Source organism: Acinetobacter sp. YH12052 (genome assembly GCF_013419835.1).
Taxonomy (GTDB): domain Bacteria; phylum Pseudomonadota; class Gammaproteobacteria; order Pseudomonadales; family Moraxellaceae; genus Acinetobacter; species Acinetobacter amyesii.
In genome coordinates, this window is sequence record NZ_VOZI01000001.1 from 247,672 (window position 1) to 271,375 (window position 23,704).

The following is a 23,704-nucleotide window of genomic DNA, read 5'->3' on the forward strand; positions in this document are numbered from 1 at the left end:
TCATTGAGCGGCGATATTTTTTATTCGATTTTCGTATGCTGTACCAAGCCACCTAAGTTGCAAAAGACGTTATAAAAGACCGATTACCCTGTTGGTTATTTGGGATTTTTTTGAAAATTACAGGCTGAATTTTCTTAAAAGATATTGATTTTATCTATCAAATTTAATCGATTACGCATCCGATACTTAATACATAGCATGAGCTGCCTTGCACCTCAGTCACTTCATGCCGATACAAATCTGGTCTAAATAATTTAACTCTTGGTAAATCAATGATGCTTCGCTCACATATAAATTCACCACCTGCTTTCGATTTTTTAATCACGATATTCAACCTAAAATGCTGCCCATATTGTACAGAGTCTTGACGTGGTGGAATCATTGAACCCACAGGAAAACGAAGAAAATAGGCATCACATTTAAGTCCTAAATGGTTTTGTAATAACAACATTTTATCTGAACCCGAATGCTGTCTTCCTTTTTTCAATGCAACCATTTAAAACCCATAAGTCTTTGAATAATTTTATTATTCCTAAATTTTATTGTATTTTTATAGCATGATCATCGTTAACAACAGTATCACTGATGAAGCTTTCTTATTGCTACCATTCTTACCAATAAATACTCAGCTTCATTTAAAACCCGCAGTGCCTTTATTCTATCTGGCATTAAAAGCCCACTTGTTCACGCGAAACCTTTGCCACACACCCCCAAAATCCTTATAATTGAGCACAATTTTTATCTAATTTTAAGTGGATGACCATGAGTCGCGCCATATCGCATATTGATACCTTCCAAGGCTTAATTCTTGCCTTACAAAACTACTGGGCTGAACAAGGCTGTGTAATTCTTCAACCATACGATATGGAAATGGGTGCGGGTACATTCCACACTGCAACTTTCCTACGTGCCTTAGGCCCTGAAACTTGGAATGCTGCTTATGTTCAGCCATCTCGCCGTCCGAAAGATGGCCGTTATGGTGAGAACCCAAACCGCCTACAACACTACTACCAATTCCAAGTGGTGCTGAAACCAAACCCAGACAACATCCAACAGTTGTACTTAGATTCATTAAAAGCCATTGGTATTGATACCCTTGTTCACGACATTCGTTTCGTGGAAGACAACTGGGAATCTCCAACACTTGGCGCATGGGGCTTAGGTTGGGAAGTTTGGTTAAACGGCATGGAAGTGACTCAGTTCACTTACTTCCAACAAGTCGGTGGTGTTGAGTGCTACCCTGTGACAGGTGAAATCACTTACGGTCTAGAACGTCTGGCGATGTACCTCCAAGGTGTAGACTCTGTTTATGATTTGGTTTGGACCAAAGGTCAGTTTGGTACTGTAACTTATGGCGACGTGTTCCACCAAAACGAAGTGGAACAATCAACCTATAACTTTGAATATGCCAACGTTGAAAAAATGTTTGAATTATTCGACTTCTATGAAGCTGAAGCGACTCGTTTAATGGAAGCTGAACTTCCACTACCTGCTTATGAGCAAGTAATTAAAGCATCGCATAGCTTTAACTTGCTTGATGCACGTGGCGCAATTTCAGTAACTGAACGTCAACGTTACATTTTACGTGTCCGTACATTGGCTCGTGCTATTGCACAAAGCTATGTCGCTGCGCGTGCGAAGCTTGGCTTCCCGATGGCAGAACCTGCTTTACGTGACGAAGTCCTTGCTCAACTCAAAGCTCAAGTTGAAGCGGAAGCAAAAGTAGAATCTAAGGAGAGCAAATAATGTCTAAACATACAGTATTGTTCGAATTAGGCTGCGAAGAACTTCCACCAAAAAGCTTAAAAAAATTACGTGATGCACTACATGCAGAAACGGTAAAAGGCTTAAAAGACGCAGGTCTAGCATTCGATTCAATTGAAGCTTATGCAGCACCACGCCGCCTTGCACTTAAAATTGTGAATGTTGATGCAGCGCAAGCCGACACACAAAAACGTTTTGATGGCCCTGCAAAACAAGCAGCATTTGATGCCGAAGGCAAACCGACTAAAGCACTTGAAGGCTTTATGCGCGGTCAAGGCATTACAGTTGATCAAGTATCAACTTTCCAAGCAGGTAAAGTTGAAAAAGTGTGCTACTTAAAAGATGTAAAAGGTCAAAGCCTTGATGTTTTACTTCCACAAATTTTACAAGCCGCTTTAGACAACTTACCAATTGCAAAGCGCATGCGTTCTGCTGCAAGCCGTACTGAGTTTGTACGTCCTGTAAAATGGGTTGTGTTGTTGAAAGACAGTGATGTGATTGAAGCAACGATTCAGGATCACCAAGCAGGTAACGTGACTTATGGTCACCGTTTCCATGCTCCTGAAGCAATTACACTTGCAAATGCCGATGCTTATCTTGATGCCCTTCGTACTGCAAAAGTGATTGCAAACTTTGAAGAGCGCCAAGCGATCATCGACCAACAAGTGAAAGCTTTGGCGGATGAAGTGAATGCCATTGCGATTGTCCCTAGCGACCTTCGTGACGAAGTAACTGCTTTGGTTGAATGGCCTGTTGCTCTTCGTGCAAGCTTCGAAGAACGTTTCCTTGCTGTTCCTCAAGAAGCACTCATCACGACGATGCAGGACAACCAAAAGTACTTCTGCTTAGTGAATAGCGACAATAAACTTCAACCTTACTTCATTACCGTGTCAAACATTGAGTCGAAAGATCCGTCTCAAATTATTGAAGGTAATGAAAAAGTTGTACGTCCGCGTTTGTCAGATGCTGAATTCTTCTTCTTACAAGACCAAAAGCAACCACTTGCATCTCGTAAAGAGAAACTTGCAAATATGGTATTCCAAGCTGAATTGGGTACCCTTTGGAACAAGTCTGAACGTATTGCTAAATTGGCTGTGGCTTTGTCGGCTATCACAGGTGCGAACCCTGCAGATGCTGAAAAAGCTGCACTCCTTGCAAAATGCGACTTAACTTCTGAACTTGTGGGTGAGTTCCCTGAGCTTCAAGGTATTGCGGGTACTTACTACGCACGTATTGAAGGCGAAAATGATGAAGTTGCTGAATCTTTAGGTGAACAATACTTACCTAAATTTGCAGGTGACGTTTTACCAAAAACCAAGACCGGTACAACGCTTGCGCTTGCTGACCGTTTAGATACATTGACAGGTATTTTTGGTATTGGTCAGGCGCCTACAGGTTCTAAAGACCCGTTTGCACTACGCCGTTCAGCCATTGGTATCTTGCGTCTTGTGACTGAAAATGATTTAGATGTTTCGATTGAAGATCTAATCAAACTTGCACTTGCTGCTTATAGCGATGTGATTAAAGATCACGATAAAACTTTGGCGGATGCAGTTGCATTCCTTGAAGGTCGTTACCGTGCGAAATACGAAGACCAAGGCGTGGCTGTAGATGTGATTCAAGCTGTTCAAGCACTTTCTCCAAAATCGCCACTTGATTTTGATAAACGTGTAAATGCGGTAAATCATTTCCGTGACTTACCTGAAGCTGCTGCGCTTGCTGCTGCAAACAAACGTGTTGCAAACATTCTTGCAAAAGAAGCTGCTCTTGAAGGAAATGTCGTTGAAGCAAACTTAGTTGAAGATGCTGAAAAAGCATTGTTCGCTGAACTTGCGAAAATCACACCTGTGGTTGAGCCGTTATTTGCTGCGAAAGATTACACTGCTGCGTTGTCTGCACTTGCTGCACTTCGTGCGCCTGTTGATGCGTTCTTTGACGGTGTGATGGTGATGGCAGATGATGCTGACCTAAAAGCAAACCGTTTACGTATGCTTGCACAGCTTCGTGACTTGTTCACGAAAGTGGCTGATATTTCAGTACTTCAACACTAAGTTTAAGTATTCATTAAAAACCCGCTTTAAAGCGGGTTTTTTTATGCCATTTGAAATCTAGGTAGAATCCTGTTAGAAATAGCGGGATTTTTTGATAAGAACAATATATGAAAAGTATTACAGTCAATCATCCTTACCGCCCAGTTCTCTATCTTTTTATCTTACATGCAGTCCTGATGGCATGCAGCTTTTACCTTTGGAAGGTTTATCCATATATTCAAAACAAGCCAGATATGGGGGCTTTATTCTTTTTGATTATTTCTGTTTTGGGTGGATTTATTGGAATCATCATCGTTGCGGTGACTTTGCCCAGATTAGACCGCACTGTGCGTTACTTAACGCTTTCAAAATTTGTTTTAAGTTTGGTGTATTGGTTGTCGAGCACAACCATTTTCGTTTTATTTGGCAGTACTAAATTTATATTCAATAACCCCCTTGTGCTATTTGTCTTTGTTTTTCTATTTTTTAGCAGTCTGTATTTTTCAATAATTCGTGTTGCTGATATGCGTAAGAAAGACTGGCTCATTATCGGTGGAGTATTGGGGGGACTGATGCTGTTGTTCTTTTTGCCAAAACTTTAATCGCTAAATAAACCAGCTAAGGCTTCATTGTATATTTAGGATAACGTGCTGATACTCAATGAGACCGTTTGAAATATTAGTTAAATCACCAAGCGAAATCACTTCTTAATACATCAATGTGAAAAAGATCTGGCATTGCACTCAATATCTCGTTTTAAATAAAGATGAATAAAACTTGAGCAAATAAATCTCGGCATGCTAAAAATAACTCAACCTGAATAAAATGAAATACCTATGATGAATAAAAAATTAGTTAGCTTTGGACTATTGATTCTATCTATTTCTTCTGCAAATGCTGGAACGGAAATGACTCATTCCCAAATCATCATTTCTTCACCCGATACCGTTGCAAGTTATGATTGCGCAGGACGCTCAGTGAATATTCCTGCTCCAGATAGCCGTATTACTCTAAAAGGCAGTTGCCCGATGATTACTGTTGCAGGTCCAAATACAACGGTCTATGTAGAATCAGTCAATAAAATCAATATTTATGGACCAAATTCGAAAGTGTATTATCAAAAAAGCACCCATCCATCACGCCAAGTCAGCATCAATGCCGTTGGTCCAGGAAGTGCAGCCTATAAACGTTAAATATTAAGTGAATGAAGTTGAATTTAGGCTTAAGACTTAAATCTATAGCCAATAATTCACCAATTCCCTATACTCAATCCAACAACACTCAACAAGAATGAAACTTATGAAATTGAAAGCATTCCTTTTGACTGGTCTTGCGGGTCTAACACTTTCTGCATGTACATCTGCACCAACGATTCCACAACTTGAAACAGGTGTATTACAAGAGGTTCAAAACATTGATGTCTACCCAGATACCACAGATAACAAAGCAAAACTGACTAAATTTGTAGATAAATGCGTGATTGAATTTACAGGCAATTTAGAAGAAGCAAAATCTGTTGAACAATGGTCATTTAAAGGCTTAACCCTAATTTCAGGTGGTACAGCAACCTTTGCCAAAGATGGTACAAGTTCAGCGCACAATTTTGATTTAAATGCGGCGGATGTACAGAAAAACTTCCTTGCATTACGCGGTCATTTTGCAAAAGATGCGCTTACACAATGTGAATAAATAATAAAAACCATATCTCCAAAATGGAGGTATGGTTTCATTTTTCGTTTAATCTTGAATCATAATCAGTTCAAACCCATAATTTTTAATCATGAAAATCGTAACTAGAACCACACCACAGCAACGCTCAAAACACATATAAGCCACTGTATTTTCATAAAATTACAATAATGCATTAACTTAACCATGTTTCCACACTTCAAACTTCCGCGTATCTGAGCTGTTATTGCATGGTGTGACTTATCGCACAAAACCACTTTTTGCTTTTTTTTACTCTTAAGATGTCCTCTGCTCCAAAAGCGCAAATGCTGAGTGCAACAGCAGCGTTCAATAAAAGAGGACAATTGCAAAGATGAAACCTTTATTTAAAACAACACTGATCACCGCAGCATTATTCGCAAGCACCCCACTATTTGCGAACACCGCAGTAGAAGCCAATGCGAAAGTTGAAACACAGCAACCGTCTGTACTGCAAAATCTAAAACAAGACATTAATCAGTCTGCGCATACAGCCGGTGACAAAATTGAAAAAGGCGTCGATAAGACCAAAACATTCACCCAAGAAAAGTGGCAAGACACCAAAGAATTCAGTGCTGACAAAAAGCAAGATGCAAAAAATAAATGGGCTGACCTAAAACAGTCTAAAGATGAAAAGTCAGATGCAGCGAAAGCCAAGATCGATGCCAAGGCTGAGCAAAATAAAGCTAAGCTTGATGAGCGCAAAGCACAGCTCGATGAAAAAGCTGCAAAAGACAAAGCAAAACTCGATGAACGTAAAAGCAATGTCGACAACAAAGTTAATCAAACCAAGAGTTATTTAGGTGAAAAAGCTCAGGAAGGTCGCCAATTTGCCAGTGAAAAATGGCAACAAACCAAAGCGAATTTCCAAAAAGGTCAAGAAGCTAATGTGAGTGGCAGTAGCAATGTACAGTTGCAAACGCCTGTCGCACAAGCTGAAGTCCATAGCTCACATGAAGCCAGCTTAGGTGCTCACAAATAAATAAACTGGCTTTCATACCCTCTCCTCCAGAGAGTAGGCTCACCCTTCAGTGGACCTTTTTTTTACCCTAGGCAAAATATAAACGTGTACAAAGCTGTCATTTGCTGTATTGATTTTGCTACGGCAGGTTTTTTTCGCTGCAATTTTTCCTATAATGCGTTAAAACCGTTCATCAGATAGAAAATCTATAAAATTCAGAGGTGAAGCTGTGAAAATTTCATTAAAAGCAACGTTATGCCTAAGCTTAATATTCACGACACCCATGCTTTGGGCACAAGAAAACACAGCAGCGCAAAGTACTGAGCAACAAGCGAAAAAACCTGTGAGCCCTTATGGCGATAATCCAAATTTATTGCATGTGTGGGCCTATAAAGCCCAAGAAGGCGTGGTCGGTGCTGCTAAAAATATTGGTGAAATGACTGAACGTGGAATTTCTAAAATTAAGCCTTCGGTTGACCAAGCTTGGGACAATACGAAAACTGCTACTCAAAATACAGTGCAACAGGTTGATCAGGGCGCACAGCAAGCCACTCAAAACGTCAATGAAAAATTGAAACAAACCCGTGAAAATATTACAGGTAAAACTAGCCAACCTGCGCCCATTAGCCAACAGTCGTTGAGTGAACCGTCTTCAGGCAATACTATTAATACGGCTCCAAGCAATAATGCGGGGCAAAATAATAATCAATATCCACAAAGTAGCTATCCATCGAGTTCGACGTCTACGACCTATCCAGTGACTGATTTATAATTTAACAGCACATTTAAAAGCTCAACTTTGGTTGGGCTTTTTTAAAACCAAAATTGAATGCTTTTGGTCTTTGGCCTATGCCTATAAAAACAATGAATTAATGAGAAAAAAATGCGAATTTTATTTGGTATCTTGCTTAGTATTCTGCTCTGCGTTGGCTCTGTGATTGGCTTACAACGTTTTCCACAATTGTTGAAAAGTTATCCACAGTTGCAGACTATTTTTCCCCAATTGTACGATTCATACCAATATAACCATGATGCCGAAGGTAAATTATTACAAACCTTAGAGATGCTAGATGACGAAGAATACAAATCGACTGAAGGCAATGAAGCGACGTTGTATCAACTTGATGGTCAATGCAAAATAAACCTCTATGTTTTTGGTGAATCCTATCAAAGCCTAACAAGTTTCTATTTTCACAATGATCAGATTTTACGTGCCTATGAGACAAATTTGATCTACCCAAATGGTGGCTTTAATCCTGTACCCAATACCAAAGAGCCTTTTAAACTCGAAAAAAGTTATTTACGAATCATGATGCCAAACAGTATCAAGACTGAACTTGAATTTGAGCGGATCAAAAATCATTTCAAACCAGCCTTCATTAAAGCCTGTTAATGCTGTGCATCTTCACTTTGAAGCGATTCACCACACTGTAAAAGTGTTATTGCTTACAGAGATATACCGCACGTACGGTCAATGCCATACAGAGCTGTAAAAGCATCAATCCAACACAGAAAAAGCAGTGTTAAAGACAAAATTTAGTTGACCTGACGACGAGGATGGCCCGCTTCAAAGGCTTCTACATTTTCCACCAATTGCTGCACAATGCGTTGTCGTGCATCGACGCTTCCCCATGCACTATGTGGGGTAATGATTAAATTTGGAATACTTGGGTCGAGCAGCACATTACCCTGCTTGGGTGGCTCTACCGTCAAGACATCGGTTGCTGCGCCTGCGATCTTTCCTGATTTTAATGCCTCGGCTAATGCAGATTCATTGACAACACCACCTCGTGCGCAATTGATCACAAAGGCCGATGCTTTCATTTGAGCCAAGCTTTCATGATTGAGTAAATCACGAGTTTCATCAGTTAAAGGACAATGCAAACTCAGAAAATCGACCTGCGCTAGCATCTCAGAAAATACCACTCGCTCAGCCGCCATGGGGCGATTCGGTAGCGCACCAATCATAATTTTCATGCCAAAAGCTTTAGCCAAATGTGCCACGGCTTGCCCCAATTCGCCATAGCCGACAATCCCCAAAGTCTTACCAGCCAACTCAATAATTGGAAAATCCAGTAAGCAGAACTGATCCGCTTTTTGCCAATTTCCCTGTTGAACCGCCCGATCATACTGTCGAAATGATGTCGCCAAGTTCAACATTAACATCAAGGTATGCTGTGCGACTGCAGCGGTGCCATAAGCTTGGCAATTACACACCACGATGCCTTGTTGCTGTGCGTGTACAAGGTCAACGTTATTGGTGCCAGTAGCAGAAATCAAGATCAGTTTTAATTGCGGATTGAGCTGCATGTGCTCAGCATTGATGTGTACTTTATTGCTGATAATCACATCAGCCCCTTGTATGCGCTGAGTAACCTCTGCAGCCGTTGTTGCGGGATAGAGCGTCAAGTCATCAAACTGTGCTTCTAGTCCGCTAAAATCTAAGTCCTGTTTATCTAGAGACTGATAATCTAGAAATACCGCTTTCATGGCTGCTTCCCTTCTGGCCGATTATAAAGATTCGATTGTGAATGATTAAAACCTGTGATGCACCAAAGTGCAATCGAACAGCATATAAAAAAACACGCTATTTCGCGGGTTTATCGAGATGATGTTGCAGTGAATTTCGAATTTTGAGTATGACATAAATGGTCAGTATCGTAAGTAACAACATACTGCTGCTAAAAATCAGTATGCTTGAACTAACCCCCTGTGCATAGGCTGAACCCATGGTCAGCACTAAGATGAATAATACAGCAAGCATCTGTGTTGAATGCATACTGATACCCCTCATATTCCTTATGATGTTTTGGGCAGTATGATTGTTTTTTATACTGCCTTTCTCTCATCATAATCTCTTCCTACAAATTAGCAAGCTTTGGATTTTCAACTAAATGTCGAGCTTAAATCTGTTCGGGTTGCACCACGAACTGACAAGATGCATCGGCATTTTCGACAAAGAAGATTTGACCGAATTCATCACTACTCAAACGCATTTCTTTATAGTTCAGCGTGTAATAGCCCACATATTTCTGCATTAAAATCGGATGCATACCTGTCGCAAGCTCATCTTGAGCTAAGACCAATTTCATTACCTGACGGTCATTCATCACCACCATGTAACGCTCATCTTGGACTTGTACGTATACCAGGCCTGTGCCCTTCGGCTGCAAAGGGATCAAAAACTTGTGATTCAGTGCAATCACACCGGCTGCATAGCTTTCAATTTTTTGGCTAATCACGTTAAACACTAAACCATGATCAAACTGGTCGAGTAACAGGTTACGATTATCCTGTGGCACAAAAGTTGTGATCCCCAACTTTTGCAGATCTTGCTCACTGACTTGTTTGTTATTAAACAATACTCGTAATAAGGTCTGCTTTTGTTTGGCATCAAAAAATTGTGGATCAAGCTGAAACGAATTACTTTTTAAAATTTCACCCAAGGCATCTCGATGGCGAGTCAGTAAATTTTCGATAACTTTTCGATAATAAAATTTGCTGTTTTTCTTAACCCGACGCATTTTTTGATAAAAATACGGCGCATCAAAAGGATGTCTCAAGAAATCATTTAACAGTTCAGAACTCGCCAATACCGCAATGGCATCATGCCCTGTAAACGGCAGATGTAACACATGCACATGCGGAATTAAGGCCTGTAGTTTTTCAAAGTGTGCGCGATCTTCTGGACAATAAGGATCATACACCACGATATATTCACGTGTAGTCGATACGTCTTCAGCAAGCACCCGCATATTGGCATGCAGATTGGGTTGAAAGAACATGCCATAGCGTGTATCGACAATATCGTCTGGGTCGATGGAGTACTGCGGCACCATACTGACCACACGCTGAAATCCAAATAAATTGGCATACTTAATGGCAGCATAGCCGCCCATGGAACCACCATAGGCAATACGCATCTCAAATTGCTCTAGGATCGGCTTGATGGCTTGATACATCGGTTGCATTGACGATGCTGGAAACCACGATTTTTGTTTCGGCATCACACCGATCACATTAAAACCATATTTTTGCAAAGACTTCTCAGCATTAATGCTCAAACCTTTGGCACGGGTAATCAAATCACCGAAGGAGAAAATAAGCTCACGAGAACTGCCAGGCTGAAAAATGACACGAATTTGATCATCTTCAAAAATGATGTGCTTTTCCATTGTACTTTGCTCCAGTCCTTGTTGCGTCACGCTTTTCCTTCCTTGTTGCATTCAAAGTTTATCTTGTTCCGAATATGCTATTTTATAGAGGCCATACAGATTAAAAAGTGCAGAATATGACACATTCAATACATCCTGCCGCACAACAAGGCTTTAGCTCTGCAGCTGAACTCTATCAACAAGCCCGCCCTGACTACCCGATTGAAATCAGTGCGTGGCTACAACAACATTTAGCTTTAGCCCCTCAAGCCCATCTGGTGGACTTAGGCTCAGGTACAGGCAAATTTCTCGAGTATATTCGCCCACTCAGTGAAAATATCACCGCGATCGAACCTGTGCATGAAATGCTGCAACAATTGCAGAAAAAACATCCGCATATTGCAACTTTAGCCGCCCAAAGTGATCAGATTCCACTGCATGATCATTCTGTGGCAGCGGTATTTTGTGCCCAGTCTTTTCATTGGTTTGCCACCCCTGAAACCCTCAATGAAATCAGTCGTATCTTAGTTCCCAATGGGGATCTTGTATTGATTTGGAACCAACGTGATATCCAAGTCAATTGGGTCAAACAACTCGCTGATGTCTTGAGTGAGCTCGAAGGTGACACACCACGTTATCATAGTGGGCAATGGCAAAAAGTGTTTGAGCAGCAGCAAAAATTTAAATTAATTGCCGAAACCACCTTTCAACAATTGCATCATGGTACAGTGGAACACGTGGTTTCCAAACGATTATTGTCCACCAGTTTTATTGCAGCATTAAGCCCGGATGAACAACAAAAACTGAAACAACAATTTGAAAATATCGTGGCTGAATCAACCCAAAAGACTGCACAGGATTTCATTGATTTTCCGTATATCACGCATGTCTATATCTTTAGAAAAACACATTAGGACACGATTATGCTCTTGCCAATCTCTTTAAAGAAACTCAGTGTCATCTTCCTCATGGGTACGGTGCTAGGACTCACTGCATGTGAAAAATCATCAAAAACGGTGGAACAAAATAGTGAAATCAGTTCCGATGATCAAATCATGAAAGAGCTGAATAGTGATCCTATTAAAAACTTTGCCAAGACCCCAGATGATCTACACGACTTAACGCTACTGACACAATATGACGAGAGCTTTAGTCAAATTAGCGATGAGATGGAAGATGAGCTGATGAAACTGCGTGAGGAAGGAAAACTCACCGATGAATTTGCTACACAGCGTAAGCGTGACAACATCCAGTCGGCGCTGAATATGCTCAAAGAACTCGAAATGAAAACTGAGCAAGGCCGTTATATTCAAGGCTTGATGTATCAGTACTGGGACAATCAATCACAAATTTATCGTGAGAAAAATCAAGCAGCCGATGGCGAGTTAAAAAATCCTAGTGATAGTGTCAAAGGTCTCGGTCAGTTTATTCATGCTCAAGAACAATTGGGACATTGGCAAGAACAATATCCTGAACTACAAAAAACTCGACAACCCTAATCATCCACCCTGTTGCAATCTATGCACCCAAATTCAATATGGATGAATGAGAAGGTAACACGAGCTAAAAGACACAAAATAAACTCAATTTCAAGGGCACATCCATGCCCTTGATGTTATTGCTCAATCTTGATTTTAGCTATGGTCGTTCAGCATATTGTGGTAAATCACCTGCGATATCATCCCATTCTGCTTTGGATGCGACAAAGATATGACAGGTTGGTTTCTGCGTCAGAGGTGTATCTAAGGTGCCTATACGTAAGCGGTAATAATCAGGCGTTTCAGCCTTTATACTGATGATCGGCGAACCACACTCACTACAAAAACAGCGCTGTGTGGTAGCGGTAGACGCATACTGTTTCAGAAACTGCTCACCGGCTACAATTTTAAAATCTGCTTTAGCAATCGGGGCATTGGTCGCAAATGCCGTACCATTGGCTTTTCTGCACTGAGAACAATGACATTGCATGATCTCACCGATCGGACCATTGATCTCATAACAAACCGCCCCACACAAGCAGCTTCCGGTATATTGTTCTTGTACGCGCATAGTGGTCTTTCTTAGAAGAATTTCATCTCAAAATATCACAACTCCTCAGCAAGATTGTGACAATTTGAAGCGCTTAGTTCTGCAAAGAAACCAGATAGTTTTGAACCCCTTCACCCGCTGCTCGACCGGTTGCAAGGCAGGCTGTTAGTAAATAGCCTCCAGTAGGCGCATCCCAATCCAACATTTCACCGCAAGCAAATACTGCAGGATTGCTCTTCAATTGTAAGCCATCATTTAGGACTGAACGCTTCACACCACCTGCGCAGCTAATCGCCTCATCTATCGGGCGAAATCCGTCAAGTTGAATATCTAAATGTTTAATTTTCGCTGCTAGTAAGGCCGGCTCATGCCAAAAAGATTTATCCACCAGTTCACGGACCAGCGCAGCTTTCGCCGCATCTAAACCGGCTTTACGCCAAACATTGGTTAAAGACTGCTTTTTCGAAGGCTGTAGTTTCTTTGCCAATTGCTCAACACTTTGATCTGGCAATAAGTCCAAAGTCAGCTGCATGGGCTGAGCAGATTTCACCTGTTGACGCAGTGCTCGACCTTGTTTGTAGATCAATCCACTTTCCAGCCCATAGTGTGAAATGATGATATCGCCTTGGGTCGGCTCGGCTTGATCGACCCATGCATTGACTCGCTTTAAGGGCTGTCCAAACACAGGCTGCATAAACTTCGACCAAGCGCGTTCCACGCCAGCATTACTGGCTCGAAAAGTTTCAATGCTCTCAGGCTGCAGCCATTTTTGCCATGCGCCATCACTGCCTAAACGTGACCAAGACACTGCGCCACATGCCATAATAATCGCATCAAAGCCAAGCACTTGACTTGATTCATCAACAAGGTTTTGAATCGTTAGCTGATTGGACTGTAAGTCCAAAACTTGATGTCGATAATGAAACTGCACCCCGTCTAGACTAAGACGTTTTAACCAGGCTCGCAGCAAAGGCGCAGCTTTCATTTCAATAGGAAAGACCCGACCTGATGAACCAATATAGGTTTCAATGCCCAGCCCCATCATCCACTGTTGAATCCATGCTGCATCCCACTGCTTAACCCATGGGCTCAGCCATTCCACTTGATCATAGCGCTGCACAAATTGTTCAACGGGTTCTGCATGCGAAATATTCAGCCCCGTCTTGCCAGCCATTAAAAATTTACGGGCTGCCGATGGTTTTTGCTCATAAACATGAATGTCATAGTCAAATTGGCTAAGCACTTCCGCCGCCATCAATCCCGCAGGACCTGCCCCAATGATTGCAATACGCTGAGTCATGCCCAATTATTCCGCAGATGCTTCGGTGGGTTGCTTGCCTTGTAGCGGCTGAAAATCATCAAAACGTGTGGTATAGCCAGCGGGTTTAGTCACCAATAATTGTTGGCACAACTCACCACGTTCTAGATATTTAATCTCAAAGTGTGTACGTGCTGAAGTCTCTGCAATGCGTTCTTTGACAAAAGGCAGCTTCCAAACATCAATTAACTGCTGCTGCGCTTCCTCAATATATTCAGGAATATTACTGGCCAAGGTAATCTGACCACCCGGCTGCAAACGCGACAATAGAAATTCAAAAAACGGCATATTTAACCAGCGCTGTGCAGGATTATGCGGTTCAGGGTTTGGATACAAAATAAAGAATTGCTGTACTTGCGCAGGATGTAAGGCATGTACTACCCAAGGTAATGCATCAGCATGAATTGGAGTTAAATTGTTTTGCCACTCAAGTTGATGCTGCTTTTGCATTGCCAGAAATTTTTCACGTGTACGCTCAACAGCAATCAATTGAAATTCAGGGTGATTGGCTGAAAATAATAATGCGTGTTTACCTTTACCAGCCCCAATTTCCACACAAATCGGTGTGGAATCAATCGGCTGAAAATCACGGGGAGCTCGCATACGCTGCGCTTGAAATTGACGAATAGGCATAAACAGATCAAACTAAACAGAACGGCATAAGTCTAACAACTGCGACTGTATTTGCCTAATTGAATCATCCGTTTTTGCTGGAGTTAAGCATGCCCACCACCATGAATTGTCCACGCTGCGGCGCATTGACGACTTGGGAAAATAATGAATATCGCCCGTTTTGCTCAGATCGTTGCAAATTGATTGATCTCGGTGCATGGGCCAATGATGAATATCGTCTGCCGACACAAGATGCACCTCAGGCTGATGGCGGCCGTGAAGAAGATCAGTTCTAAATACGTTTAGCTCAGATTTAAATATAAAAAAGGTCTAACCTAGTAGACCTTTTTTTATTTTACCGAATCCAGTTAAAGCATATTGCTTAACCGGCTTTACCCGCAACAAAAGGATTGTGCTGCTTTTCATAGCCAATGGTACTCATTGGCCCATGTCCAGAAATAAACTGAGTATCGTCTGGTAAACTAAAGCATTCGCGTTGAATCGAGTCTAATAGCTGCTGATGATTGCCACGCGGAAAGTCAGTACGGCCGATAGAACCTTTAAATAAAACATCACCCGTCCATAACACACCATATTTAGCGTTATAGAACATGACGTGGCCCGGTGTATGCCCCGGTGCAAAACGCACTTCAAACTCTTCTGCACCCAGCTTCAAGGTTTCGCCGCCTTCCAACCATTGGGTCACATGGACATTGTCAGGGATCGGGAAACCATATTTCGCAGAAACTTCCTGAATCATGTCCAACCAAAATGCATCCTCTTTATGCGGGCCAATCACTGGAACATTCCAAGCTTGGGTTAATGCGCCAACCGCACCTGCATGGTCTAAATGGCCATGTGTCAACCACAAGGCTTTGACCGTTAAACCGAGCGCTTCAACTTCGGCTTTTAATTTTTCCGGCTCTCCCCCTGCATCAATCAAGACCGCTTCTTTCGACTCAGAGTCCCAAACAATGGAACAGTTTTGTTGAAATGCCGTGACGGGCACGATTTTAACTTGCAACATAGGGCGAAAACCTCAAGGCGATGAATGGGCTAATGTTTGCTTTAAGGCATCAAGATTAGCTTGAAGTAATAAATTGAGCAATCCAACATGATCATCCCGCGCATTTAATGCGGGAATATAACCATATTCGCCACCTCCTGCTGCTTGGAAAATTTCAGCATTTTGCAGCGCCAACTCTTCTAGCGTTTCCAAACAATCCGCTGAAAATGCTGGGCTCATGACCTGTACCGATTTCACGCCTTGTTTGCCCCATGCTTCTAAGGTGGCATCGGTATAAGGCTTCACCCACTCTTGCTTACCAAAACGCGATTGGAAACTAATTTCATACTGTTCAGCAGTTAAACCCAAGGCTTTTGCAACCAAATGCCCAGTCACACGGCAACGGTCAGCATAGGGATCACCCTTGTCTGCATAAGGCTGTGGAATGCCATGAAAAGACATCAGTAACTTATCCGCGAACCCATGCTCCGCTTGATAATCACGCACACTTTGCGCTAATGCTTGAATAAATAGCGGGTGCTGATAGTAGTCACGAATAATGCTCAGACCCGGCAAATTACGCTGCTGTGGAATCCATTTAGCAATGGCATCGTATAAAGGTGCCGTAGATGTTGCTGAATACTGTGGAAACAACGGAAATAATAGAATGTGGTCTTGAGGCTGCTCAGCCAATTGCGCTAAAGCGGTAGAAATCCCTGGATTACCATAAGTCATGGCCGGAATCACATTCAGTTCAAATTCTGGATATTTTGCTGTGAGATGCTGTTTTACTGCGGCGACTTGCTCAAATAAAATTTCACGCATGGGCGAATCATTACCCCAAACCATGTCATAAGCATGTGCAACACGTTTAGGTCGAAATGGCAAAATAAACAAACGTAGAATGATTTGCCATATCGGTTTCGGGATTTCAATCACCCGCTGATCTGACAAAAACTGTTGCAGAAAACGACGCACTGCGGGCACAGTTGGCGCATCAGGCGTACCTAGATTCGCCAGAATAATGGTGACTTTAGCTTTCTCGACAGGCAACATTACGCTTTTTCCATCAATTTGAATGACGCTAATGTAGCAGCTTTTTATCCATTTAATAAAATAGATTAATATGCAGATTTAAATTGAAAAACTCGATCATTATCCAACAAATTACTTTCTAGTAATTTTTGACCTTTACTGGTCACTTGCCACAACATGCGTTGACGGTCATCTCGGCCATTGGGCACAATCCAGTCATTCTGCCGCATCTGGCTTTTAATGCTGTGTAAAGCACGAATATTCACTTGTGCCCGCGCAACCGCATGCGCACGTGGCATCTCAATACGTGCATCATCCAAACCTGTTTCATTCAAAAACTCATTCATTCGTTTAGAGAAGAATTCTTCAGGGGTTGGATTAACAAAGGTTGCGCCTAAAATCGACAAGAGCTGCGCCCACGTCATTTTCTTCTGTACTTTTAATTCTTTGAAATTACCATCTTGATAAGCGTGCATGCGGTATTCAAATGAAAATAGTTCATGCATCGACACTTTTGGTAAAGATAAGAACGGATCAACTTCGCGTTTTCCCGACTCTGTTTCGAGTTGAACTAACTGGGCTTTTAAACGATCAATTTCATCATGTAAAGCTTGAGTATTCTGTGGTCGCACCCAACCTGTAACAGGATAGCGTTCTAGCATTTGTGGCATGTTCAATCGAACTGCCATTTCTAAATCACGCAAACTACGATAGGTAAAAACTTGATCAACTTCATTTTGTAATAGTTTTCTAAATTCTTTAAATTTTTCACGAAGTTCAGGTTTAGCATCATGTAACGCATCATCACGTGAATCTGGATCATCATGCATAAACACAATGACAGGTTTTTGCTTGGTCACCGCATAGATGTATTCAAGGTGCATATAGCCTACACCAGACACAGACTGCTCACCGTATTGACTGCCCAATAAAATCATCACATAGTCACAATCGTCAATTTGACGACGTGCAAAAGCAGTGCTCAATGGTGTGCGTTGTTCTAGCCCCCATGAGAAAAACCCCATTCCCACAAGCGTCTGAGCCAAAATAATCCGTTCTGGCTGCATTTCGCTACCAGATGTGGAAATGAATACTTGATAACGCTTATCGAGCATTAGTGATCCTCTCCCGCTGCATAACGCACTCAGCATCGAATTGATCTTAGCTGGAAAATGCGACATGACTACCCCAATAAAAAATTAATTTTTTCATTTAACGTTGTCCAAAATGACTGATTTAGTCTTCTGAACTTATAAGTCCGATGTTGGCAATGTTCCAAGAAATATCATCTTGAATCAGGCGCGCCACAACCGGTTTTAAATTTTCCGCATTATTGCCACTGACATAGCACTCTATACGCAAACAATTTTCTCTTTTCTGATCAAATAATAACTCATTTTTAATCAAAATTCGGGCTGTTTGTCGTGCAACTGCAAAACCTGAGTCAATTAATGTCAGCTTCTGACCAAAAATATACTGAATTGCCGATTTTAGGAAGGGGTAATGTGTACATCCAAGCACTAAAAAATCTGCACCTTGATTTACAACTGGCTGTAAAACATCAGTTAATGTGTTAAGACAAGCCTCACTCATCTGCGCACCTGCTTCTACAAAGGGTACTAATTCCAAACTGGTCACAGTCAGAACATTGACCCCTGCCGGCTCAGCAAAACGATGCATCACATCTTTAATCAACTTTCCACGAAATGTCGCAGGTGTTGCAAGAACAGCCACTGTTTTACTTTTTGTTTGCAGAACGGCAGGCTTTAACGCAGGAACTAAACCAATAATGGGGAAGTTCTCCCCATAATGTTCACGCAAATAATCCAAACTAAAAGCAGATGCCGTGTTACATGCCACGACAGCGACTTTACAGCCTTGGCGGTATAACCACTCTATGGCATGTGCAGTCAATTCACGTATATTTTGATCATCACGTGGCCCATAGGGTACATGTGCAGTATCGGCATAATACACAATACGTTCATTCGGCAAATAGCGCGCAATTTCTAAAGCCACAGATAAGCCACCAATCCCCGAATCAAATAAACCGATCGGTGCATCTGCGCCAGCTTTCGGCATGGGTACATCCAGTGGGTAAATGGGGTGAATGGCGGTCATAGGATCACTTATATGTTGTTCAGAATGACAAGGTGGAAAGCTTAAACCTCAGGTGCCTAATTGCAAGCTCAAATCACCACTTTGTAACACTAAAATGGATTCACCTTTTTCATTTTCAAGCAGTTCACCCATCTCAACCAAATGAAAGAATGCGGCACGCTGGATCAGTGCATTAATTCCAAAACGCACATGTACATAGGGGCGCAATTCACCTTGATATTCACGCATAAAAATAGGATGTTCATCATCCACAACAATCACGTCTTGTGTTGTGGTCGTAAACTGGATATAGCGCTTGTTTTCTAGCTCAAGCATATCGACTTGATTAACAAATAAAGGCTCATCTTCTACCTGTATTTCAATCTGCTCGACTGGGGTCTTTAAATAGAACTTGCTTTCTTCTTTCCATAGTACTGTCGAGAACAAGTCAATAAGCGCTTGGCGTTTGATCAATTGACCATCGTGCCACCATTCTCCATTGGCTAAAACCTTCAGATCCATTGCACCACAATGCTTTGGATGCCATTGATCTAATGGGGGGATTGACCTTTTGTGACCGGACTGTCCATCTTTTAAGTATTGTGCAATGTTCATTAAATTTCTATCATCCCTATTAATGAATTTTTTCGTCGGGTTTTCGTTCAATTGCTGCTTCATCCGCCTAATAAATACCTTAGTGACGGAAAAATAATATGATTCAGCCAATTGGCTAGAACTCGGTTTAAAACTATACTAGCCCACAATATCAAAGACACGATAGAAAAATTGTGTCTGGGCATTAAGAACACTCATGGCAGCACCATTTAAATGAATTGAATGGATGCCACCTTCCGAAATATGAGGAGTCCTACATGGAACACATCGAACGTGAATCGATGGAGTTTGACGTAGTTATCGTCGGTGCAGGTCCTGCCGGCCTATCTGCTGCGATTAAAATTCGTCAACTTGCAATTGAAAATAACCTAAACGATCTGTCCGTTTGTGTCGTGGAAAAGGGCTCCGAAGTGGGTGCGCATATTCTATCAGGTGCTGTGCTTGAACCTCGCGCAATGAATGAATTGTTCCCAGATTGGAAAGAACAAGGTGCACCGTTAAATGTGCCTGTGACTGAAGATAAAACCTTCTTCTTATTGTCTGATGAAAAATCACAAGAAGCACCACATTGGATGGTGCCTAAAACCATGCATAACGATGGCAACTATGTTATTTCGTTAGGTAATGTGGTTCGTTGGTTGGGCGCTAAAGCTGAAGAATTAGAAGTGTCTATTTTCCCAGGTTTTGCAGCGTCTGAAATCCTTTACCACGAAGATGGTACTGTGAAAGGTATTCAGACTGGTGACATGGGCATTGGTAAAGATGGCGAACCAACGCATAACTTTACTCCTGGCTATGAACTTCATGCCAAATACACATTATTTGCTGAAGGCTGTCGTGGTCACTTGGGTAAACGTCTGATTGCTCAGTTCAATTTAGATAAAGATGCTGATCCGCAACATTACGGTATTGGTATTAAAGAACTTTGGGAAATCGATCCTGCTAAACACAAGCCAGGTTTGGTGATGCACGGTGCAGGTTGGCCTTTAAATGAAACAGGTTCTTCAGGCGGTTGGTGGTTATACCACGCTGAAAACAACCAAGTGACTTTGGGTATGATCGTTGACTTGTCATACACCAATCCACACATGTATCCATTTATGGAAATGCAGCGCTGGAAAACACATCCACTGATCAAGCAATATCTTGAGGGTGGTAAGCGTATTTCTTATGGCGCACGTGCGGTTGTAAAAGGTGGCTTCAACTCACTACCTAAATTCACTTTCCCAGGTGGTAGCTTAATTGGTGATGACGCAGGTTTCCTAAACTTTGCGAAAATCAAAGGCTCTCATACAGCAATGAAATCAGGCATGCTGTGCGGTGAAGCTGTATTTGAAGCGATTGCTGCGGGTGTGGAAAAAGGTGGTGACCTTGCCATTGCACGTGTGACTGAAGGTGAAGACTTCTTCGCTAAAGAGTTAACTGCGTACACAGACAAGTTCAACAACAGTTGGTTGAAAGAAGAGTTATATAACTCTCGTAACTTCGGCCCTGCTATGCATAAGTTTGGTCAATGGATGGGTGGTGCGTTCAACTTTGTTGATCAAAACATCTTTAAAGTGCCATTTACACTACATGACTTACAGCCAGACTTCAGCGCTTTAAAAACTGTCGATGCTGCGAACTTCAAACCGAATTATCCAAAACCAGACGGTAAAATTACATTTGACCGTTTGTCTTCAGTATTCGTATCGAATACCGTTCACGAAGAGAACCAGCCTGCTCACTTGAAACTGACAGATGCTTCTATTCCAGTAAATGTGAACTTACCAAAATGGGATGAGCCTGCTCAGCGCTATTGCCCTGCTGGTGTTTATGAAATTATGGAAGAGAATGACGGTTCTAAGCGTTTCCAAATTAACGCGGCAAACTGTGTTCACTGTAAGACGTGTGATATTAAAGATCCATCTCAAAACATTACTTGGGTAACACCTGAGGGTGGTGGTGGTCCTAATTATCCTAATATGTAATCTCTTTTGAGATTGAAATAAACCCGCTTAATGCGGGTTTATTTTTTAATATACAATCACACTCTTTAAATAAATATTATTACAAAAAAACTAATTCCTATAAAAAATCAATTTCATAATTAGTTTATTTTAAATAATTATCAATTTGTTATTTTATATCCATTAGATTTAGATATTTTATAAATAATTAAAAGAAATAATTTCACTAAGCCTAAAATAAAAATTTAAATTTCATCTATGTAGGGCTTTGTTGCATAAATATGTAAGCATCTGATTTAAATAAATTTAATTTTGGATCAAAAAATAATCAAAACTTTTAAAATCATATAGTTATGAAATCTTTGTGCAACAAAGCCCATCTATATTTAAGTATTATTTTTTTAAAACAAGTAATTTAATTTCACCAAAAATTTAAAATGATAGCTTTAAACCCAATATCTTTATTTAATAAACTTATAAGTCTATAAAATATTGAGTTTGCTTGAGACAACAAACCCGCTTAGGCGGGTTAATTTTAAATTATTATAAAAAAATCAACTACCTTCTTATTTCAAGCGCTTGAAAGTTATTAGGATGCTTCTGTTTTCTATATTGTTCAGATTTTACAATAAATATAACATCAAACAATCCCTCATAAGAATATATATACCTATAATTACTTAATCTTGAGTCAAAATCAATTTTCTTAAAATTTAAAGAACTATTATTTTCAAAAAAATTATCATTAAAATTTGGGATAAATTTAGTATAAAATACATTTTTACTATGTAATTTAATAACACTCCATTCAGAATCACCAACATTTTTAATTAAATTAACTTGCAAGTCTGGAAAGTTCGGGATATTAAAATATACTCCTTGCTCCTTCTTAAAGTTATTATTTTTGTGGGCTAAAATTTCTAATTTACCAAGCATTAAATCTGATTTATTAAAATCTCCATTTTTTACACAAAAAATAATTCTTTCAATTAATAATTGGTAATTAATATTATTTTTTGAAATAAATTCATTATTCATATTCAATCCATTTATCGACTTATCATTAACACTATTATTTGCATAACAGCCGAAAAAACTAGTACTTACCCATACGATTACTAGTAAAAAAATACGCATTCCATATCCCTTACAAGTATGATTTGAAATTAATTTTCGTAATAGCCATTCTCAAACAAAGGATCAAGTTGACCATTTTCCAACTTCCACGATGATACACTGAAATCATGCTCACCATCAGCATCAAATAAATCGACACCTTTACCATCCTCGGGATATTCAGGATAAATGTAAGCATTATCTCCATATTTTTTATAAAATTGACTACACCACATATATGGATTTACCACCCTAAAAGGGGGAATTTTTCCATCAATTTCAATGTATCCTTTTCCATTTGGCAAGTCATCAATGACATCATCTAAAATATCTTCTGCTTCTTCAGCACAGGTATCATTCAAAATTACATTATAAGGTTTTCCTTTAAGCACTGCCGCTTCAACTTTTGCTACTTTTTGTTTAATTTTATGAAATTTTTTTTCCGTGATATTTATTTTAAATATTTGAACAACTTCATAAATTAAATAAGAAGTTGTACTTGGCCTTTTATTTACGTATCCATTTGCATAAATTTTTTCATTTCCGTCTATCTCTTCTTCACCTTTTTTATATTCTATATCTCCCAACTCTTCTGTTGGGCCAAAACTAAAAAAGGCCTCCACAACATTATTTTTGGTTATGTAAAAGAAAGCATGGCCATAATCACTACCCTCCCCTTGCAAAATTTGAACTTTTTCAACTTTATTTTTTAAAATACCTACTTTGCGTTCAACAAAAGCTGTTTCTGCTAAATTTGCTTCAAATCCAACCAACAAAGAATAATTATCAATTTTAATTTCAGTTTCAGGCTTTCCTTCTTGTGTATCAACCATTTGACTCATTTAATTATTATCCTTTAAAAAATCTTCAGCATCTTGACCAACCAAAATTCTTAATTTTTCCTTCTGCTGAGTAAAAATACGTTTTGTCATTGCGTTAATGTCACTTATTCCAGCCAAGTATTCTCCATTTGGTTTTACAATCACATATTTTTCATTTGGCATTATTTTTTGAGTATGATCTATGACCTTAATTTGTTGACTGAAGCTTTTCAGTTCATTTGGCAAGGTTGTGATTGGAACATTTACTTGTTGAGGCCCCACAAACTTATGCTGCCCTGCCTTCACTTCAAACTTACCGCTAGTTGTCGGTAATACACCCGCACTACTAATTTCAATCTGGCTACCACCAGCAGTTAGCACGATTTTTTTGCTCGCTTTAATTTCGACTGTATCTTCAGTGGAAATAATTTGAATACCCTTTCGTGCAATCAGATCCGCCCCATCTCCTTGCGCTTGGATTTCAACTT

27 protein-coding genes are annotated in these 23,704 nt (G+C 40.5%); 12 read left to right on the forward strand and 15 right to left on the reverse strand.

Annotated elements, in window-relative coordinates; all coding sequences use genetic code 11:
- Positions 1–163: 163 nt before the first annotated feature.
- A complete protein-coding gene (locus FTU06_RS01140) occupies positions 164–496 on the reverse strand; it encodes a 2OG-Fe(II) oxygenase (protein ID WP_180007122.1) in 333 nt (110 codons plus the stop codon).
- Positions 497–762: 266 nt separating this feature from the next.
- Here FTU06_RS01140 and glyQ point away from each other — a divergent pair, with 266 nt between their 5' ends.
- The 8 genes from glyQ (at position 763) to FTU06_RS01180 (ending at position 7,855) form a co-directional block, all read left to right on the forward strand.
- Complete coding sequence (gene glyQ, locus FTU06_RS01145; RefSeq protein WP_067666981.1) at positions 763–1,746, forward strand: glycine--tRNA ligase subunit alpha; 984 nt, start codon at positions 763–765, stop codon at positions 1,744–1,746.
- Entirely contained in the window at positions 1,746–3,815 is a 2,070-nt protein-coding gene (gene glyS, locus FTU06_RS01150; RefSeq protein WP_180144410.1) for a glycine--tRNA ligase subunit beta, read from the forward strand. The genes glyQ and glyS overlap by 1 nt, the downstream gene beginning before the upstream one ends.
- 107 nt (positions 3,816–3,922) lie before the next feature.
- Positions 3,923–4,396, forward strand: a complete 474-nt coding sequence (locus FTU06_RS01155; RefSeq protein ID WP_180144413.1) for a hypothetical protein — start codon at positions 3,923–3,925, stop codon at positions 4,394–4,396.
- Between the two features lie 234 nt (positions 4,397–4,630).
- A complete protein-coding gene (locus FTU06_RS01160; RefSeq protein ID WP_180062894.1) occupies positions 4,631–4,987 on the forward strand; it encodes a DUF3060 domain-containing protein in 357 nt (118 codons plus the stop codon).
- A gap of 106 nt (positions 4,988–5,093) precedes the next feature.
- The gene (locus tag FTU06_RS01165) at positions 5,094–5,483 is read left to right on the forward strand and encodes a hypothetical protein (protein WP_078189759.1); all 390 of its coding nucleotides are present in this window, start codon (positions 5,094–5,096) and stop codon (positions 5,481–5,483) included.
- Between the two features lie 352 nt (positions 5,484–5,835).
- The gene (locus tag FTU06_RS01170; RefSeq protein ID WP_180007117.1) at positions 5,836–6,483 is read left to right on the forward strand and encodes a hypothetical protein; all 648 of its coding nucleotides are present in this window, start codon (positions 5,836–5,838) and stop codon (positions 6,481–6,483) included.
- 262 nt (positions 6,484–6,745) lie between these two features.
- A complete protein-coding gene (locus tag FTU06_RS01175) occupies positions 6,746–7,234 on the forward strand; it encodes a hypothetical protein (RefSeq protein WP_180113705.1) in 489 nt (162 codons plus the stop codon).
- Positions 7,235–7,345: 111 nt separating this feature from the next.
- Positions 7,346–7,855, forward strand: coding sequence for a hypothetical protein (locus FTU06_RS01180; RefSeq protein WP_180144416.1), 510 nt, complete (start codon positions 7,346–7,348; stop codon positions 7,853–7,855).
- A 143-nt stretch (positions 7,856–7,998) separates the two neighbouring features.
- Here the strand turns inward: FTU06_RS01180 and FTU06_RS01185 are convergent, their stop codons facing one another.
- The 3 genes from FTU06_RS01185 to FTU06_RS01195 form a co-directional block, all read right to left on the reverse strand.
- Positions 7,999–8,952, reverse strand: a complete 954-nt coding sequence (locus FTU06_RS01185; RefSeq protein WP_168377942.1) for a 2-hydroxyacid dehydrogenase — start codon at positions 8,950–8,952, stop codon at positions 7,999–8,001.
- Positions 8,953–9,049: 97 nt separating this feature from the next.
- Complete coding sequence (locus FTU06_RS01190; RefSeq protein WP_078189765.1) at positions 9,050–9,241, reverse strand: hypothetical protein; 192 nt, start codon at positions 9,239–9,241, stop codon at positions 9,050–9,052.
- Between the two features lie 124 nt (positions 9,242–9,365).
- Positions 9,366–10,637 (reverse strand): alpha/beta fold hydrolase, encoded by a 1,272-nt coding sequence (locus tag FTU06_RS01195; protein ID WP_180144455.1) that lies wholly within the window; start codon positions 10,635–10,637, stop codon positions 9,366–9,368.
- 116 nt (positions 10,638–10,753) lie between these two features.
- Here FTU06_RS01195 and FTU06_RS01200 point away from each other — a divergent pair, with 116 nt between their 5' ends.
- Positions 10,754–11,530, forward strand: coding sequence for a class I SAM-dependent methyltransferase (locus tag FTU06_RS01200; protein ID WP_078189766.1), 777 nt, complete (start codon positions 10,754–10,756; stop codon positions 11,528–11,530).
- A 9-nt stretch (positions 11,531–11,539) separates the two neighbouring features.
- A complete protein-coding gene (locus tag FTU06_RS01205; RefSeq protein WP_168377944.1) occupies positions 11,540–12,115 on the forward strand; it encodes a hypothetical protein in 576 nt (191 codons plus the stop codon).
- Between the two features lie 139 nt (positions 12,116–12,254).
- Here FTU06_RS01205 and FTU06_RS01210 read toward each other — a convergent pair whose 3' ends face one another.
- From FTU06_RS01210 to FTU06_RS01220, 3 genes are all read right to left on the reverse strand, one after another.
- Complete coding sequence (locus FTU06_RS01210; protein ID WP_180144419.1) at positions 12,255–12,665, reverse strand: GFA family protein; 411 nt, start codon at positions 12,663–12,665, stop codon at positions 12,255–12,257.
- 73 nt (positions 12,666–12,738) lie between these two features.
- Positions 12,739–13,944 carry a TIGR03862 family flavoprotein gene (locus FTU06_RS01215; RefSeq protein WP_180144422.1) on the reverse strand — a complete coding sequence of 402 codons (1,206 nt, stop codon included), beginning with the start codon at positions 13,942–13,944 and terminating at the stop codon, positions 12,739–12,741.
- Between the two features lie 6 nt (positions 13,945–13,950).
- Positions 13,951–14,601, reverse strand: coding sequence for a DUF938 domain-containing protein (locus tag FTU06_RS01220; protein ID WP_180144458.1), 651 nt, complete (start codon positions 14,599–14,601; stop codon positions 13,951–13,953).
- Between the two features lie 83 nt (positions 14,602–14,684).
- Between FTU06_RS01220 and FTU06_RS01225 the strand changes: the two genes are divergently transcribed.
- Positions 14,685–14,870 carry a DNA gyrase inhibitor YacG gene (locus FTU06_RS01225; RefSeq protein ID WP_078189771.1) on the forward strand — a complete coding sequence of 62 codons (186 nt, stop codon included), beginning with the start codon at positions 14,685–14,687 and terminating at the stop codon, positions 14,868–14,870.
- 86 nt (positions 14,871–14,956) lie between these two features.
- Here FTU06_RS01225 and FTU06_RS01230 read toward each other — a convergent pair whose 3' ends face one another.
- The 5 genes from FTU06_RS01230 to FTU06_RS01250 form a co-directional block, all read right to left on the reverse strand.
- A complete protein-coding gene (locus tag FTU06_RS01230) occupies positions 14,957–15,601 on the reverse strand; it encodes an MBL fold metallo-hydrolase (protein WP_180144424.1) in 645 nt (214 codons plus the stop codon).
- A 12-nt stretch (positions 15,602–15,613) separates the two neighbouring features.
- The gene (gene hemH, locus FTU06_RS01235; protein WP_180144427.1) at positions 15,614–16,636 is read right to left on the reverse strand and encodes a ferrochelatase; all 1,023 of its coding nucleotides are present in this window, start codon (positions 16,634–16,636) and stop codon (positions 15,614–15,616) included.
- Between the two features lie 65 nt (positions 16,637–16,701).
- Entirely contained in the window at positions 16,702–17,730 is a 1,029-nt protein-coding gene (locus FTU06_RS01240; protein ID WP_067764038.1) for a DUF4062 domain-containing protein, read from the reverse strand.
- A gap of 121 nt (positions 17,731–17,851) precedes the next feature.
- Entirely contained in the window at positions 17,852–18,736 is an 885-nt protein-coding gene (gene murI, locus FTU06_RS01245) for a glutamate racemase (RefSeq protein ID WP_180024507.1), read from the reverse strand.
- 48 nt (positions 18,737–18,784) lie between these two features.
- Positions 18,785–19,393: a DUF1285 domain-containing protein gene (locus tag FTU06_RS01250; protein WP_180144430.1), complete on the reverse strand. Its 609-nt coding sequence runs from the start codon at positions 19,391–19,393 to the stop codon at positions 18,785–18,787.
- Between the two features lie 194 nt (positions 19,394–19,587).
- On the opposite strand from FTU06_RS01250, the gene FTU06_RS01255 reads away from it, so the two are divergent.
- Complete coding sequence (locus FTU06_RS01255; RefSeq protein WP_180144433.1) at positions 19,588–21,300, forward strand: electron transfer flavoprotein-ubiquinone oxidoreductase; 1,713 nt, start codon at positions 19,588–19,590, stop codon at positions 21,298–21,300.
- Between the two features lie 537 nt (positions 21,301–21,837).
- Here FTU06_RS01255 and FTU06_RS01260 read toward each other — a convergent pair.
- The 3 genes from FTU06_RS01260 to FTU06_RS01270 form a co-directional block, all read right to left on the reverse strand.
- Positions 21,838–22,317 (reverse strand): hypothetical protein, encoded by a 480-nt coding sequence (locus FTU06_RS01260; protein WP_180144436.1) that lies wholly within the window; start codon positions 22,315–22,317, stop codon positions 21,838–21,840.
- Between the two features lie 128 nt (positions 22,318–22,445).
- The gene (locus FTU06_RS01265) at positions 22,446–23,237 is read right to left on the reverse strand and encodes a hypothetical protein (RefSeq protein WP_067764051.1); all 792 of its coding nucleotides are present in this window, start codon (positions 23,235–23,237) and stop codon (positions 22,446–22,448) included.
- On the reverse strand, positions 23,238–23,704 hold a 467-nt coding region (locus tag FTU06_RS01270), incomplete at its 5' end, for a DUF2345 domain-containing protein (protein ID WP_180144438.1).

Coding starts and splice junctions, on each gene's coding strand:
- FTU06_RS01140 (WP_180007122.1), bottom strand. CDS start 496: ATGGTTGCATTGAAAAAAGGAAGACAGCATTCGGGTTCAGATAAAATG.
- glyQ (WP_067666981.1), top strand. CDS start 763: ATGAGTCGCGCCATATCGCATATTGATACCTTCCAAGGCTTAATTCTT.
- glyS (WP_180144410.1), top strand. CDS start 1,746: ATGTCTAAACATACAGTATTGTTCGAATTAGGCTGCGAAGAACTTCCA.
- FTU06_RS01155 (WP_180144413.1), top strand. CDS start 3,923: ATGAAAAGTATTACAGTCAATCATCCTTACCGCCCAGTTCTCTATCTT.
- FTU06_RS01160 (WP_180062894.1), top strand. CDS start 4,631: ATGATGAATAAAAAATTAGTTAGCTTTGGACTATTGATTCTATCTATT.
- FTU06_RS01165 (WP_078189759.1), top strand. CDS start 5,094: ATGAAATTGAAAGCATTCCTTTTGACTGGTCTTGCGGGTCTAACACTT.
- FTU06_RS01170 (WP_180007117.1), top strand. CDS start 5,836: ATGAAACCTTTATTTAAAACAACACTGATCACCGCAGCATTATTCGCA.
- FTU06_RS01175 (WP_180113705.1), top strand. CDS start 6,746: ATGCTTTGGGCACAAGAAAACACAGCAGCGCAAAGTACTGAGCAACAA.
- FTU06_RS01180 (WP_180144416.1), top strand. CDS start 7,346: ATGCGAATTTTATTTGGTATCTTGCTTAGTATTCTGCTCTGCGTTGGC.
- FTU06_RS01185 (WP_168377942.1), bottom strand. CDS start 8,952: ATGAAAGCGGTATTTCTAGATTATCAGTCTCTAGATAAACAGGACTTA.
- FTU06_RS01190 (WP_078189765.1), bottom strand. CDS start 9,241: ATGCATTCAACACAGATGCTTGCTGTATTATTCATCTTAGTGCTGACC.
- FTU06_RS01195 (WP_180144455.1), bottom strand. CDS start 10,637: ATGGAAAAGCACATCATTTTTGAAGATGATCAAATTCGTGTCATTTTT.
- FTU06_RS01200 (WP_078189766.1), top strand. CDS start 10,754: ATGACACATTCAATACATCCTGCCGCACAACAAGGCTTTAGCTCTGCA.
- FTU06_RS01205 (WP_168377944.1), top strand. CDS start 11,540: ATGCTCTTGCCAATCTCTTTAAAGAAACTCAGTGTCATCTTCCTCATG.
- FTU06_RS01210 (WP_180144419.1), bottom strand. CDS start 12,665: ATGCGCGTACAAGAACAATATACCGGAAGCTGCTTGTGTGGGGCGGTT.
- FTU06_RS01215 (WP_180144422.1), bottom strand. CDS start 13,944: ATGACTCAGCGTATTGCAATCATTGGGGCAGGTCCTGCGGGATTGATG.
- FTU06_RS01225 (WP_078189771.1), top strand. CDS start 14,685: ATGCCCACCACCATGAATTGTCCACGCTGCGGCGCATTGACGACTTGG.
- FTU06_RS01230 (WP_180144424.1), bottom strand. CDS start 15,601: ATGTTGCAAGTTAAAATCGTGCCCGTCACGGCATTTCAACAAAACTGT.
- hemH (WP_180144427.1), bottom strand. CDS start 16,636: ATGTTGCCTGTCGAGAAAGCTAAAGTCACCATTATTCTGGCGAATCTA.
- FTU06_RS01240 (WP_067764038.1), bottom strand. CDS start 17,730: ATGCTCGATAAGCGTTATCAAGTATTCATTTCCACATCTGGTAGCGAA.
- murI (WP_180024507.1), bottom strand. CDS start 18,736: ATGACCGCCATTCACCCCATTTACCCACTGGATGTACCCATGCCGAAA.
- FTU06_RS01250 (WP_180144430.1), bottom strand. CDS start 19,393: ATGAAGCAGCAATTGAACGAAAACCCGACGAAAAAATTCATTAATAGG.
- FTU06_RS01255 (WP_180144433.1), top strand. CDS start 19,588: ATGGAACACATCGAACGTGAATCGATGGAGTTTGACGTAGTTATCGTC.
- FTU06_RS01260 (WP_180144436.1), bottom strand. CDS start 22,317: ATGAATAATGAATTTATTTCAAAAAATAATATTAATTACCAATTATTA.
- FTU06_RS01265 (WP_067764051.1), bottom strand. CDS start 23,237: ATGAGTCAAATGGTTGATACACAAGAAGGAAAGCCTGAAACTGAAATT.